The organism is Photorhabdus laumondii subsp. laumondii, from assembly GCF_003343245.1.
GTDB classification, from domain to species: domain Bacteria; phylum Pseudomonadota; class Gammaproteobacteria; order Enterobacterales; family Enterobacteriaceae; genus Photorhabdus; species Photorhabdus laumondii.
In genome coordinates this window covers 2,904,815-2,918,678 of sequence record NZ_CP024901.1, presented here as the reverse complement: position 1 = coordinate 2,918,678, position 13,864 = coordinate 2,904,815, and the positions used below count along the sequence as shown (strand labels likewise).

Annotated in this window: 13 protein-coding genes; 1 reads left to right on the top strand and 12 read right to left on the bottom strand. The window is 34.6% G+C overall.

Features of this window, described 5'->3' with window-relative positions; all coding sequences use genetic code 11:
- Window positions 1-532: 532 nt before the first annotated feature.
- The 3 genes from PluTT01m_RS12775 to PluTT01m_RS12765 are packed head-to-tail and all read right to left on the bottom strand — an operon-like array spanning window position 533 to window position 3,848.
- On the bottom strand, window positions 533-1,561 hold the full coding sequence (locus PluTT01m_RS12775; RefSeq protein ID WP_011146700.1) for a formylglycine-generating enzyme family protein: 1,029 nt from the start codon (window positions 1,559-1,561) through the stop codon (window positions 533-535).
- Window positions 1,554-3,239 (bottom strand): WD40 repeat domain-containing protein, encoded by a 1,686-nt coding sequence (locus PluTT01m_RS12770; protein ID WP_011146699.1) that lies wholly within the window; start codon window positions 3,237-3,239, stop codon window positions 1,554-1,556. Before PluTT01m_RS12770 ends, PluTT01m_RS12775 begins: the two co-directional genes overlap by 8 nt.
- Before the next feature lie 12 nt (window positions 3,240-3,251).
- Window positions 3,252-3,848, bottom strand: a complete 597-nt coding sequence (locus PluTT01m_RS12765) for a GTP cyclohydrolase II (RefSeq protein WP_011146698.1) — start codon at window positions 3,846-3,848, stop codon at window positions 3,252-3,254.
- Window positions 3,849-4,138: 290 nt separating this feature from the next.
- Here PluTT01m_RS12765 and PluTT01m_RS12755 point away from each other — a divergent pair, with 290 nt between their 5' ends.
- Window positions 4,139-5,179 carry an IS630-like element ISPlu16 family transposase gene (locus PluTT01m_RS12755; RefSeq protein WP_011146697.1) on the top strand — a complete coding sequence of 347 codons (1,041 nt, stop codon included), beginning with the start codon at window positions 4,139-4,141 and terminating at the stop codon, window positions 5,177-5,179.
- A gap of 4 nt (window positions 5,180-5,183) precedes the next feature.
- Here PluTT01m_RS12755 and PluTT01m_RS12750 read toward each other — a convergent pair whose 3' ends face one another.
- The 9 genes from PluTT01m_RS12750 to trpCF form a co-directional block, all read right to left on the bottom strand.
- Window positions 5,184-5,660: an NAD(P)H-dependent oxidoreductase gene (locus PluTT01m_RS12750; RefSeq protein WP_011146696.1), complete on the bottom strand. Its 477-nt coding sequence runs from the start codon at window positions 5,658-5,660 to the stop codon at window positions 5,184-5,186.
- A gap of 9 nt (window positions 5,661-5,669) precedes the next feature.
- Window positions 5,670-6,440, bottom strand: a complete 771-nt coding sequence (locus PluTT01m_RS12745; RefSeq protein WP_011146695.1) for an ABC-2 family transporter protein — start codon at window positions 6,438-6,440, stop codon at window positions 5,670-5,672.
- Window positions 6,433-7,185, bottom strand: coding sequence for an ABC-2 family transporter protein (locus PluTT01m_RS12740; protein ID WP_011146694.1), 753 nt, complete (start codon window positions 7,183-7,185; stop codon window positions 6,433-6,435). Before PluTT01m_RS12740 ends, PluTT01m_RS12745 begins: the two co-directional genes overlap by 8 nt.
- On the bottom strand, window positions 7,175-7,939 hold the full coding sequence (locus PluTT01m_RS12735) for an ATP-binding cassette domain-containing protein (protein ID WP_011146693.1): 765 nt from the start codon (window positions 7,937-7,939) through the stop codon (window positions 7,175-7,177). Before PluTT01m_RS12735 ends, PluTT01m_RS12740 begins: the two co-directional genes overlap by 11 nt.
- A 1-nt stretch (window position 7,940) precedes the next feature.
- Window positions 7,941-9,587, bottom strand: a complete 1,647-nt coding sequence (locus tag PluTT01m_RS12730) for a hypothetical protein (protein ID WP_011146692.1) — start codon at window positions 9,585-9,587, stop codon at window positions 7,941-7,943.
- A complete protein-coding gene (locus PluTT01m_RS26910; RefSeq protein ID WP_157866902.1) occupies window positions 9,578-9,718 on the bottom strand; it encodes a hypothetical protein in 141 nt (46 codons plus the stop codon). The genes PluTT01m_RS12730 and PluTT01m_RS26910 overlap by 10 nt, the downstream gene beginning before the upstream one ends.
- A 706-nt stretch (window positions 9,719-10,424) precedes the next feature.
- Window positions 10,425-11,231 carry a tryptophan synthase subunit alpha gene (gene trpA, locus PluTT01m_RS12725; protein WP_011146691.1) on the bottom strand — a complete coding sequence of 269 codons (807 nt, stop codon included), beginning with the start codon at window positions 11,229-11,231 and terminating at the stop codon, window positions 10,425-10,427.
- Complete coding sequence (gene trpB, locus PluTT01m_RS12720; RefSeq protein WP_011146690.1) at window positions 11,231-12,421, bottom strand: tryptophan synthase subunit beta; 1,191 nt, start codon at window positions 12,419-12,421, stop codon at window positions 11,231-11,233. Before trpB ends, trpA begins: the two co-directional genes overlap by 1 nt.
- Before the next feature lie 76 nt (window positions 12,422-12,497).
- A complete protein-coding gene (gene trpCF / locus PluTT01m_RS12715; RefSeq protein WP_011146689.1) occupies window positions 12,498-13,862 on the bottom strand; it encodes a bifunctional indole-3-glycerol-phosphate synthase TrpC/phosphoribosylanthranilate isomerase TrpF in 1,365 nt (454 codons plus the stop codon).
- Window positions 13,863-13,864 lie beyond the last annotated feature (2 nt).

Below are 13,864 nucleotides of genomic sequence, written 5' to 3'. Positions count from 1 at the left end.
GCAGATTTTGCCCCATTTTTTGTAACCGGAACTAGACACGTCCCCGGATACAACCGATAAAATCCTATCCCAGTGATTTAACATGATTAAACTAGGCACTCTGGAAACCAGAATTAGTGACAAGGATAACTTTCGCTTTCGGATTAACCGTTTCGGCCAGAGTGTTCAAAAACGCCTTCTGTATCTGTGGATCTTGTTGTTTATGCGACGGAGGCATCATTCAGGGCGTTTTGTCGGTATTGATGAAAGGCGCTAAGTCATCCCGAAAGAAATTATGACATACTTAATGAACAGGCATAGCAGTGATCTCACTGAAATTGTTGGCGCAATGAGTAGATCACATAACGTTATGCCCGTCTCATTTTTTCTGGGAATTCCTCAGTACTAAAGCAGCCTCTCCATGATCTATTGCAGAGCTTTACGGGCAGACTAAAGTGGTTTTTGACGAACTACGACAGGCAGCATAGGTAGCGTTGCACTTGAAAGTGGAATCGTCCATTACCCTTAAATATTTGTTACTGCTGAATACCTATCAAACTAGATTTTCCGCAAGCCTGAATCCCATGATATACAAAGGAGAATGATATCTTCCATGCCGTCTTCTTGTTCTACATAGATCACGAAACCGGGTAAAACTACCTCCTCTAGCAACTTTATAGTGGCTACCTTCAGTAAGCATTAAATCATCATATACAGCAGTACCTGACTGATAGGGTAGATAACTATCAGAAGTATACTCTTCAACATTTCCAGCTAAATCTAAATGACCAAAAGGCCCCATGCCTAAAGGAAATATGCCTACTGGAGTGGCATCAACAATACCACTTTCAATACTATTACAATGGTCTGGCAGAAACTCATTTCCCCACGGAAACTCACGCCCATTACCCCCAGTAGCTGCATATTCCCATTGGGCTTCACTAGGAATATGGAAATTCCTACCTGTCTTTTCACTTAGCCAAAGTGCATAAGACATTGCAGCTTCATAAGATACAGAATAAACTGGATAATTAGAACGTTGATGAGGATACATACCCCATGCCCAACTATCAGGAATCTCCTGATAGCCAGTATCACCTAAAAATAGGTAATATTCATAGTTGGTTACGCAATATCTAGCCAAACCAAAAGAACTAAGAGTAATTTCATAAGACGGTATTTCCTTTAAAATCCATTCTTTTAATACTCCATATTGAGAATACATTGAAACAATTTCATCTACATTATCAGGAGATAAACCTAGACGTACTTTTCCACCAGGAATAATGATGACATCAGGTTCAAATATAGAAATTCTAGAATCCCCTCGAATAGCAAGTAAATTACCAGCCACATATCTATGAGAAAAACATTCATTAAAATCTCTAATGATGGATTGTAAAGTACAACTATCTAGTTTTGAGTGCTCATCATATATTTTAAATAATTCCCCCATTAAAGTTTGGTTTGTTTTATCAGGCAAACCCATCGCTTCTTTTATGGTTAAAGAATTAATGTCTTTATTCTCAATATTTATATGTTGAGTTTTAATGCCAGTTAGGCTTAATTCCTTTTCAATCATATTTTACCCCATAATTAAAAACAAATTCATTTATTCCATCATATGTTGAGTAAATAAAGTCATGTTGTATGTATCTTATACTTGATATACCATAAAATGAACGTTTTTCCCATAATATCCATTTGTTTTCATTTAAATCATATACACCAATCCAGCCAGTATAATTTCCTATAGATATATGATTATTTTTAGCATCAAATGCTACACATTTTATTGAATGAGAACTTGGTGTTTTTATTATTTCATAATTTTCATTTCTCCAAATTCGGAGGGTTAAATCTCGACTAACACTTACAAACAACCCTTCTTTACTGCCATCACATCCATTAGCAATCTTTTCATGAGCTTTAGGAATATATGCATAACATGAAAAGTCCTCAATGCTATGTAATGCAACTGCTGCATTGGCACATACAGAAAAAACAAATTCTTTAGATATAAAAACTCCTTTTATTGCATTTTTATGTAATGAAACTATATTATCAACAACAATATCACCAGCTATTTTTCTTAAAACAATACCTTCTCCAGTGTATGTACCAACAAGACAAAATTGATTATCTTCCCATGAAACAGCAGCGCAATTTAGAGGGGAATGATGTTCATATATAATATCACCAGTACGAGCATTAAATATTTTTCCCATTTGTCCACCGGTAATAAGCACATTTTCAAATTCGATAATAAAGTTACACAGACTTCCCATTTCGGCAAATGGCCTATTATTACAGAAAACTATACCAGCATCACCAACACTCCAAATGTCTTTGCCTGAAACGTATACAGCATTGGAACCGTATGTTGGTCTAACATGATCTTGATGCCATGCTTGAGTGGAAATGGTATATTGAACATAACTATCACCAAATGACGCAAAAACTAAATTATCACTATCAAGAAATGCACAAGATCTTGGCCAAACAATTGGAGGAAGCTCGGCTATATGATAACTTTCAAGATTATTATCTTTTTCTTTCCAAAGTTTCATTTTTCTATCATAACTCAAGCTTACCATAATTTTTTGAGGGAAGTCATAAACCAGACGCTTAATACCCGCTTCATGTGCAGATGTTATTTTTAATTTACCATTAATTATAGTTATGATTTCGCCATTGTCATTTCCAGCATAAATAACCCCATCAGGCGTAATAGAAATAGTATCAGTTTCTATATTATCAAGATCTATACATTCTATTTCTTTCTGATAATCTACATCCCAAATCCGGATTGTACCGTCATCGCTGGAACTTATTAAGTTTCCAGATGAACTCCATTCCACAGAGATTACGTCCTCTACATGCCCTTTTAACTGAGCTATGACGTTTCCTTTATAATCAGAAACAATAATGGTTTTATCTCTAGAACATGTTGCCACAATATTTTTATTTGGGTGGAATGATACTGATTCCACATCATCAGTATGCGAATTGATAATTCCATATAATGTCATATCTGGCAATAGCCAAATACGACAAGTATAATCACTACTTACTGTTGCTATATAATTACCACATGGGCTGAAAGCGCACTGATTTACCAAATGGTCATGATATACTCGTCTAATTGGTTTCTTATTATAAGCATCCCATAAAATGACTTTATTATCATATCCAGCACTTAAAACAAATTTATTACCATAAGTGGCAACACCACTGATAGGAGAGGTATGTTTATGCATAGAATATATCCTTTATAGTTCAAGAGCATGAAAGGTTTTTATTTTTTTAGCAGTCAAATAATTTTTATTTTTTTCATTTAAGAATGTCTTGGTATTAATAACTTCATATATTTCAATTCCATTCTGAGTAATTTGATGTATTTTATCTGGATTATTAGTTATCAAACGAATTTTTGAAATATTCATGGCCAGTAACATTTTAGCCGCGAGAGAAAAATCACGATAATCATCTAAGAAACCAAGAGCTTGATTAGCTTGGTATGTATCTAACCCATTGCGCTGTAGCTTATATGCATCTATTTTATTATATAATCCAATTCCACGGCCTTCCTGGCGTAAATAAATTAAGACTCCTCCATGAATATCAATTTCTTTTAAAGATTCATTTAACTGCTCACCACAGTCACATAAAAGAGAGTGAAATATTTCTCCTGTCACACATTCAGAATGGATCCTAACCAAAGGTATGTGTTTCTCTGACCATTTTCCTATACGTATAGCTAAATGCTCTTTATCCTGGGTAAATCCATTAAATGATATAAATTCAGATTCATTGTTAATAGATTTCAACGGTATAAAAGTACTATTTCTAATTGATATATTATTCATATTAAGATATTCACATTGACATTATAGAAAATAAATATAGATATCATAGGTATAAATCTATTAGGACATACCATATTTAAAATCACGTAAATTTATAGGATATTTAGCTCTAAACTCCTTTAGATAATAAGCATATCCATGCAATACCTTTATACAATATTCTATTCTATTTAATAATTGTGACGGTATAAATAACTTTTCAAAATAATAGATCACTTGGAGGGAACTCAGTCCGATTTTTGCGATCTGATCAATTGCGAAAAATCCCAAACCCCAACACGGACTGAGTGATGCCTATCATAGCACCTATACCTCAAGATGAATGCCAGAAAATGAGAAAACTTATCCATAAAACCCGTGATAAGAACTATTCCCGTCGATTAACCGCGTTATTGATGCTCAATGAAGGATTGACAGTGACTTATGTCGCCAAGACCCTTCATGCCGCACGCTCTTCCGTCAATCGTTGGGTTCAGTGGTTTACATTATATGGGCTGGAAGGACTCGAAAGTTTACCCGTTGGCCGACCTGTTGTCTGGGATCTCTCCCCACTCTATAACCTCTTACTTTTCTTATTACAGCAATCCCCCCAAAAGTTAGGCTATCTCCGCTCTCGCTGGAGCCTTGAACTCATGACTCATACCCTCAATGAATTACTCAACCTCTCTCTGACGCAAAATGTCCTTTATCGTTACTTTGCTCAGGTGGGGATTGTCTGGCGTAGAGCGGCACCCACAGTGAAACAACCTGATCCCGAATACGATGAGAAAATGGCAAAGATCGCGGAAGCCAAAGCGAACATTTCAGAAAAACATCCCGTTTTTTATGAAGATGAGGTGGATATTGATCTAAACCCGAAAATCGGCGCGGACTGGTGCTTCAAAGGACAACAAAAACGGGTTATCACCCCGGGAAAAAACGAAAAACATTACCTTGCGGGCTGCCTTAATGCCCAAACAGAGCAAATCACCTATGTTAAAGGAATAAAAAAGAATTCTGATTTATTTATCAAAATGTTAGATGAACTGAATCATCAATATCCCCATGCGGAAACCCTCACATTAATCTTAGATAACTACTGTATTCATAAAAGTCAGAAGGTAAAGGACTGGCTGGCACGACATCCAAAATTTACCCTGTTGTTTTTACCGGTCTATTCACCGTGGCTAAATAAAATAGAACGGTTATGGCAATCGCTCCATGAGACAATAACGCGAAATCATTGTTGTCAATTTATGTGGCAGTTACTGAATTATGTTGATGCCTTTTTGGCATCGTTTTCATCACAGCAAAAGCCAGGAAGACAAAAAATGGGTGTAGCACAATTATGAAATCTTATTTATCTATATCGCCCTCTTTTTCTATATTACGCAACACCAAATGTTCGGGTATAAAACAGATTTTATTATTTTTATATCCAGATGACCTTAATTCAGAAATACAAAAAGCGCCACCATTTCCAGAGGATATTGACACTAACAATGCTGGCTTATGCACTAATTCGTTATCACTACATAATAAAAGTAAATTTTTTAGTTTTGGTGGAACCATTCCCCCCCATTCAGGAACTACAATAACAAAAGCATCAGAATTCATCAAAGATTGTGATATTAAACCCCATTCATGCCATTTAGGATCTTTTACTTCATTCCAAATTGACTCATCCCATATTGGTATGTTTAAATTTCCCAGATGGAAATGCTCAGTATGTTTAAATGTTTTTTTGGTTATTTCAAGTGAATCTAAGAAATCACCAACTTTACCTGAATTAGAATGCGATCTATGACTTCCTGAAATAATTCCCAATTTCATTTCATTTCCTCACGTTATATATTTTGAATACCTTTTAACACCAATATCAAAAACCAATTTCGCTATAAAAATTAAAATTAATGTGACCAGAGTCTGAATAAAAAACCATTTCATACTCATTATTCCACTTACTACTGAAGCTGGAACACCCGTTATAAATAGACACGGAAGTATGAACATTAAAATAAAACGAACTACACCATGAAAAGATTGTTCAGGTCTCACCAATACTTTAAAACAAGGATTTGAGTTCTTAATACTAACTAATGACGTTGTCCAAAATATTGTTGTTCTTATGATCCATGTAATTGAAGTAAGTATTAAGACTCCTTCTAATACCATGATAAAATGTAAAAAAACCAACAAAATATTAGTGCCAAAGTAAATATGTACAGTAAAAAATAATACTAAAGATAGGAATGATAATAAAAAATGCTCAAATGCAATATTTGTAGTGACATATAAAAATTGAGTGTTTATAGGTAGCGTTAAATGAGGTTCTAACTTTAATGACTTGACTTTTTTAACCAGCAAGAGGCTTCCTCTACCAAATAAAAAAAGATAAAGATTATCGACTAAACATACCGTAGTAAAAAATATAATAATAAAACCATCAGATAAAATATAACCTGAAGATTGTGAGTTTAAAATAGCATACCAAAAAAAAGCTTGTGCTATATAGTAACTAAAATTAACAAAAGCGGATAACCATAAATTTAATGGACTTTTTTTTGCTTCTGACAATCCACTTTTAAAGCCAATCAATATAACTCTAAGCATTACCATTATATCCTTGATTGTATTTTAACATATAATTCCAAATAAAATTAAAAATCATCATTAAACACATCATGACTAAAAACCCATTAAATATAAAATAAATAGATATTGAGTTCGTTGCAATTTTAACTGGAATATAGGTAATGTATTGAAATGGAATATAATTAAATATTGATTTTAAAGAATCACCAAACACATCTAATGGAATTAACGCACCTGAAAGGACCCATGACAAAGTATCCTTAATAATTATAAAAGAGTACGAGCCTCTAAATTTGAATGCCATACATGACAATATCATTGTTAAGTACAAATTGATAAACAATCCTATACATAACGAAATAAATAGATATATAAAATTAGGAATGTCCTTTTGGTATATAATTATAAATAAAATTAATGGAGACATTATAAACAATCTGGCTAATACTTGTCCCAAAGCATATTCTGAATAATATAATAGTATTGATTTTGGCATTATAATTAGTCTATCTGTACTACCATCTTCAATATGGAACGATAAATTTTCTGGAAATCCGGTGATACTTGTTAATTGAAATATAATAACAGACCATAATATATAAACTATCATCTCATCATGCGTATAGTTAACAAAACCATTTGATTTTGTCATGGTATCCCAAAAAGATAGTTCAACCGCATATAATGTTACAATTATAAATAAGTAACCAAATATTATATTCTTCGCCCTAATGGTCTCAATAAAAGAAAATTTAGTTATCACAGAAAAGTCCCTCTAGATATAGAGCATTCTTTTCTTTCGAATTATTTTTATTTAGATTTATTTTTGATATTTCACCATCCTTCAAGAAGATAATGTCTTTGCAAATGTCCGCAATATCTATCATATTATGTGAGGTAATTAGTATTTTACTTTCATTATTTTGAGCATAATCTTTTAATATATTTCGTAATAGAATTTGTGACTCTATATCTAATCCAATTGTTGGTTCATCCAATATCAGTAATTTTGGTCTATTAAGAAAGTGTATTAATAAGTTAGATTTCACTGATTGACCTAAAGAACACGTTTTTGCAGGTTTTTTTGCTATACTTCTAAGGTTCAACATTTCTATCATATTCTCAACACTATTTTTATCATAATTACGTTTATATATCTTAGAAAAAAGCTCAATATTTTCATAGAGAGATAATTCCTCCCAAAGCATTGATTTATTTCCAAAAACGATACCAAGATTAGATAAAAGATTAAAAGGTCTTCCATTTGAATCAATACCAAAAACAGTAATATTTCCAGAGTTTGGAGTTAAAATACCGGAAATCAGCTTTATTAAAGTTGTTTTTCCGGCACCATTCTTCCCCAGTAATCCTATAATATTGTTATCGTCAAATATTTCAATATTTATATTTTCAAATAAAACCACTTCGATTTCATTTAATGAAAATATATTTTTAAAAATATTTTTTTTAATTTCTCTACTTTTATAACTAAAGCATAAATCAGTAATTTTTATCATTTCAATTCACTATTTTTGTAAGTAATATGTCATTGTCATGCATGATATATTCTTTTACTTTACTGTTTCTACCATAAACAATAAATTTTTCTTTATCTATATTCATTATTCCTTTCGCATAATCTTGATCCCAAAATAACTTACCTAATACTTCACCAGTTTCTAAATGCCAACTTAAAATATAGCGACTGTAACTTATCCCTATAATAATGCTGTCGTTGTAAGTAATAAAATCCTCAATGGTATTTAAACCACCTTTATAAAATTCAGATATATGCTCCCATGACTTATTTTTTGCATCATATGTAATTAAGTCTATATTACTGGAATTAACTACTGCTAATTTATTTTTATCAATCCATTTCATTCTTTTAGGGATTTTACTGTCTGTATATGCTACTGCATGATATTCATTTAAACTATCAAGTATTTTTACACTTCCAACTCTCTCTCCAATGGCTAACATACATAAATCAAAATTAAATGATATAGACCATACTGGCTCAGACTTACTTTTATATATAACCCTAACATTATCTCCTTCTATTTTGCATACACATCCTGATTCCGAAGCAATATATATACTATTAAAACCAAAACATAAATCACGGACAGGAGATTTAATATTAATTATTTTAAAATCATCATCATGATTTTTAATCATGATCTTACCATTAGTTCCACCTAGCACTAATAAGTTTTCATTTGAAATGGCTCGTTTTATATAATATCCCTCGTATTCTTTTTTTATCCTATAATCAAAAGGCTCTTTTTGGTTATTCGATGAAAATAAATAACCACCATCCTCTCCAAAAAATAGATCCTTATCTAAATAATTTACATATGTCCAAAAAGCCGGTGGAGTCTCTTTTCTTAATTTCTCAACCTTTTTTGTTGATAAATTGAATTTAACTATACTTCCATCTCTGATCTGTAATATCAAATATGGAATATTATCTTTATATATTATATCTGACCACCTTATTTTGAATCTAGCCTCGTAAATTACTTCAATTTTCTCTAGACTTTTAACATCAATTTTATATACTTTTCTATCAAAAGATGTTCCATAAGCAACTTTATTTATATAATCATATGTTATATGTTCAAAATCATCATTAGCAAACTTTGGCCCAATTTTATAATTTAAATTATGCTCATCTAATCGTACAACACATCTAGCATCTGTTGCTACAATGTATTCGGAATCATTAACTTTTTCAAACCAGTGTACAGATTCGTTGATATTATCTAATTTAATAGTTCTTGTGGAATTATCTTTAATATCTATTTTCCCAACCATCCCATTACCAAAACCAACCAGAATATTATCATCCTCTGTCCAACATAACGTAACAATATCATATAATACGTCAAATCTGAAATTTGATATTATATTTTTCATGTCTGATAAATCAGCTATCATGCATGTTGAATTAGGAGATCTGAAGGCAACCTTTGTACTATCAGAATTAAGGGATATCCCTTGGCTTTCACCTCTAGAAACCTCATGTCCATCTTCGACTATGTTATTCAGACCACTAAATACACCATTTATTTTTATCTTTTCAGATAAAATTTCACCTATAATTACATCATAATTTTGTGATAAAGCCGCAAAAACTCCATTCTTTATGTCTATTGCCATAATGGTTCCATTAGATATTTTTTTTCATCCAAATAATCTAAATCGCTAAAATCAAAAAGTACTATTTCTCCAGTTTTTGTTCCTGCGAGTATTTTATCACAAAATACCTTTGTTGCATTATAATGTTTCATTTTTTCATATCCATATTATTTTTATTCTTTTAATGTGAAGGCTATAACAGCCTTCACATCTCTAGATATTACTTATCGCTGTGCGATTTTAAAGGACGAGGAACATTATTACGTACTTGCTTTTGCATTTTCATATTTTATCTCCAATTTAGATAAGTTTATTTGTAAGGCACAGGATAACATAATGTTAATTACCCGTTGAATAATTTATAGTAAAACTAACATTTGTTGTCAAATTATAAAACACGTTTGTTAACAAGAATTTTGAATCACGTCACAGAGAGGAATCATTATTAGATGCTATACTTACTCTTTTATGTAAAAGGCTAAAACCACCGGCTTCGAGATAAAGATAGTTTGTCTTTCAAAATCGAATTACTATGTAGATATTTATAATCAAAAAGTCATAACGTTAAGTTTTGAGCCATTATCAGTATATCAATTTCGACATATATTACCGATAGGCCAGATAGAATCGTTTTCTCTGTTTGATGTAGATACTTATGTGTCGTTTGGAGAAAAAACAATAAATACTCTTCTTACAGAAACCAGTAATTGATTATTTTTACGCAAGATACGACAACGGGCGCGTTTGTTTTTTCGTCCTCTGGATGCTTTTTTATTTGTCCACCGAAGCTGGCAAAGCCGTCAGGCTGAAGGGTGAGGCGGCAACGCCTCACCCTACTCGATACACTATATTTTTATACTACAGTTGCGTGGCAGACTTCATTTTTGATACAAATTCAGTCAGTTCTTTCAGCATTATTTCTGGCTGAGAAAGATTTTCTTCGATAATTTTAACGATGGCAGAACCTGAAATGGCTCCTGCTGCGCCACTCGCTAATGTTTCTTTTACCTGCTTAGGTTCTGAAATACCAAATCCCTGTAACGGTGGTGCAGCATGATATTCTCGTAGTTTATTGACTAGATGATTTAATGGTTTTTCACCTCGTCTTTCTATACCGGTTACTCCTGCTCTTGATAATAAGTAGGTATATCCGCGGCCATAAGAAGCAATTTCACGTAATAGTTCATCTTCCGCGTCGGGGGGACAAATAAAAATGGGGGCAATCCCATGTTTCATGGCTGCGGTACGGAATGGCCGTGATTCTGACATAGGAACATCTGCAACTAATACCGAATCGATATCTGTATCTTTGCAACGGCGGTAGAACTCATCTATTCCATGATGAAAAACCAGGTTGGCATACATTAATAAACCAATAGGAATATCAGGATATTTTGCCCGAATTTTTGTTAATAGTTCAAAACAGAGCGTGGGAGTTACATTTGAGGAGAAAGCGCGTAGATTAGCATTCTGAATTGTCGGGCCGTCAGCCAGCGGATCGGAAAAAGGAATACTTAACTCAAGAGCATCAGCACCACCGGTAATCAGTGCATCAATAATTTTCAATGATAATTCTGGGGTTGGATCACCGAGTGTGACAAAGGGGACAAAAGCACCTTGTTTACGACTTTCCAGTTGCTTAAATAGCTGCTCGTAACGTTCCATTAGATTTCCCCCCTAGATTTTAAAATATCGTGGACAGTAAATATGTCTTTATCACCGCGACCAGATAGGTTAACGATCAGTAATTGCTCTTTATCAGGAGCTTGATGGATCATTTTCAAAGCATAAGCCAGCGCATGAGAGGATTCGAGGGCTGGAATAATACCTTCCTCACGGGAAAGGGTTTTGAATGCTTCTAATGCTTCATCATCGGTGATGGAAACATAGTCAGCCCGTCCAATGCTGTTCAGATAGGCATGTTGAGGGCCAACGGAAGGGAAATCCAGACCGGCGGAAATAGAATAAGATTCTTCAATCTGGCCTTCATCTGTCTGCATCATCGGCGATTTCATACCAAAATAGATACCCAATTTACCATGTTTCAATGGAGCGCCATGTTTACCGGTTTCGATACCGAGCCCGGCAGGTTCAATACCAATCAGGCGGACCGATGTTTCAGGAATAAATTCGGCAAACATGCCAATGGCATTGGAGCCCCCGCCAACACAGGCCAACACGGCATCGGGCAGGCGTCCCTCTCTTGCCAGAATCTGGGATTTGGCTTCTTCGCCGATCATACGCTGGAACTCTCGGACCATCGTTGGATAAGGGTGTGGTCCGGCGGCAGTCCCTAATAAATAGTGGGCTTTATCATAGCTACCAGACCAATCACGTAACGCTTCATTGCAGGCATCTTTTAAGGTGGCAGAACCGCTGTGAACCGGAATAACTTCGGCTCCCATCAGGCGCATGCGGAAAACATTAGGGGATTGGCGCTCCACATCTTTAGCACCCATATAAATGCGGCATTTCATATTTAAAAGTGCGCAGGTAAGGGCGGTGGCTACACCATGTTGACCGGCACCGGTTTCTGCAATAATTTCGTTTTTGCCCATGCGTTTCGCTAATAGAGCCTGACCAAGTACCTGATTGGTTTTATGAGCACCGCCGTGTAATAGATCTTCTCGTTTCAGATAAAGGCGCGTTTTGGTGCCTTTTGTCAGATTACGGCATAACGTTAATGCCGTTGGCCTGCCTGCATAATTTTTCAGTAAATCTTGAAATTCTTGCTGGAATTCGGGATCTTGCTGAGCGGCAATAAATGCGGCTTCTAATTGTTCAAGGGCGGGAATAAGGATCTGCGGTACAAATTGCCCACCGAAATCACCAAAATAGGGGTTAAGCTTACTCATTATTCTATTTTTCCATTGTAATTAATTGAAATATAGTAATTAATCAGAAAACAGTAATTAATCGAAAAATTGCTGTTTATTGGTAACAGCGTAACAGTTGAAACACCTTATTTAGTTTATGACTGCTTTTAATGCCAGGTGCGTTTTCGACGCCAGAGTTAAAATCAAGTCCGCAACAGCCATATTTTGCGGCTTGTTGGCAATTTTCTTCATTTAATCCACCGGCGAGCATGATGTTGGCGAGTGATTGTTTTTCAAGTAATTGCCAATCGAAACTTTGGCCGGTTCCACCTTTGCCGTTATCAAGTAAATAACGGTCAACATTTCCGGCTTTGGTGTGAAATTCATCTTTCGACATATCAATTGCTTTCCAGATTTGACAATTTTCAGGCAATATTTTTCGCAATTCCTCAATATAAACTTCGCCTTCGGCACCATGTAATTGCACCGCAGCCAGAGAAAGGATACGGGCGGTATGACTGATGAATGCAGATGATTGATTTTGAAATACCCCGACATATTTGAGATTTGCTGCATTGATAATTTGTTGGGCCTGTTGGATATTAATTTTACGCGGTGAATGTTCAGCAAATATCAAACCACCATAAACAGCACCTGCCTGTAATGCCACTTTCGCATCTTGTGGCCGAGTTAATCCACAGACTTTATTTTCACCCAGAATCAGTTGACGTAATGCTAAATCCAGATTGGGTTGAGCCATCAAAGCACTGCCAATGAGAAAGCCATTAGCATAATGGCTAAGCTCACGAATTTGTTGATGCTGGTGGATACCCGATTCGCTAATAACAATAGTTTCTTCCGGTAACTGTGGCGCAAGTTGTTTGGTACGGTTTAAATCGATAGAAAGATCTCTCAGATCACGGTTATTGATACCTATTACTTTAGCTTTTAGTGCAACCGCTCTGGCTCGCTCTTCTTCTGAGCTGATTTCAGTCAGGACGCCCATATTCAGGCTATGCGCAAGTTCAGACAGCGTAATATATTGCTGATCATCAAGAACAGAAAGCATCAGCAAAATCGCATCGGCTTGATAATAGCGGGCAAGATAAACCTGATAAGGATCGATAATAAAATCTTTGCACAATACCGGCTGGTGAACGGCATCACTGACTAAACGAAGAAATTCATAGTTGCCTTGAAAATATTTTTCATCGGTTAATACAGAGATGGCGGTTGCATAGGGCTGATAAATTTTCGCTATTTGAATTGGATCAAAATCTTGGCGAATAACGCCTTTAGAAGGAGATGCCTTTTTACATTCCAGAATAAAAACGGTCTGTTCACTGTTTAGTGCCTGATAAAAATGACGGTTGCTGGCAACAACAGCATTAATAAAACTTTCCAATGGTTGTTGCTGTTTACGATGAATAAGATATTCGGCTTTATCATTAACAATTTTCTGTAAAATGGTAGCTTGCATGA

Coding starts and splice junctions, on each gene's coding strand:
- PluTT01m_RS12775 (WP_011146700.1), bottom strand. CDS start 1,561: ATGATTGAAAAGGAATTAAGCCTAACTGGCATTAAAACTCAACATATA.
- PluTT01m_RS12770 (WP_011146699.1), bottom strand. CDS start 3,239: ATGCATAAACATACCTCTCCTATCAGTGGTGTTGCCACTTATGGTAAT.
- PluTT01m_RS12765 (WP_011146698.1), bottom strand. CDS start 3,848: ATGAATAATATATCAATTAGAAATAGTACTTTTATACCGTTGAAATCT.
- PluTT01m_RS12755 (WP_011146697.1), top strand. CDS start 4,139: ATGCCTATCATAGCACCTATACCTCAAGATGAATGCCAGAAAATGAGA.
- PluTT01m_RS12750 (WP_011146696.1), bottom strand. CDS start 5,660: ATGAAATTGGGAATTATTTCAGGAAGTCATAGATCGCATTCTAATTCA.
- PluTT01m_RS12745 (WP_011146695.1), bottom strand. CDS start 6,440: ATGCTTAGAGTTATATTGATTGGCTTTAAAAGTGGATTGTCAGAAGCA.
- PluTT01m_RS12735 (WP_011146693.1), bottom strand. CDS start 7,939: ATGATAAAAATTACTGATTTATGCTTTAGTTATAAAAGTAGAGAAATT.
- PluTT01m_RS12730 (WP_011146692.1), bottom strand. CDS start 9,587: ATGGCAATAGACATAAAGAATGGAGTTTTTGCGGCTTTATCACAAAAT.
- PluTT01m_RS26910 (WP_157866902.1), bottom strand. CDS start 9,718: ATGAAACATTATAATGCAACAAAGGTATTTTGTGATAAAATACTCGCA.
- trpA (WP_011146691.1), bottom strand. CDS start 11,231: ATGGAACGTTACGAGCAGCTATTTAAGCAACTGGAAAGTCGTAAACAA.
- trpB (WP_011146690.1), bottom strand. CDS start 12,421: ATGAGTAAGCTTAACCCCTATTTTGGTGATTTCGGTGGGCAATTTGTA.
- trpCF (WP_011146689.1), bottom strand. CDS start 13,862: ATGCAAGCTACCATTTTACAGAAAATTGTTAATGATAAAGCCGAATAT.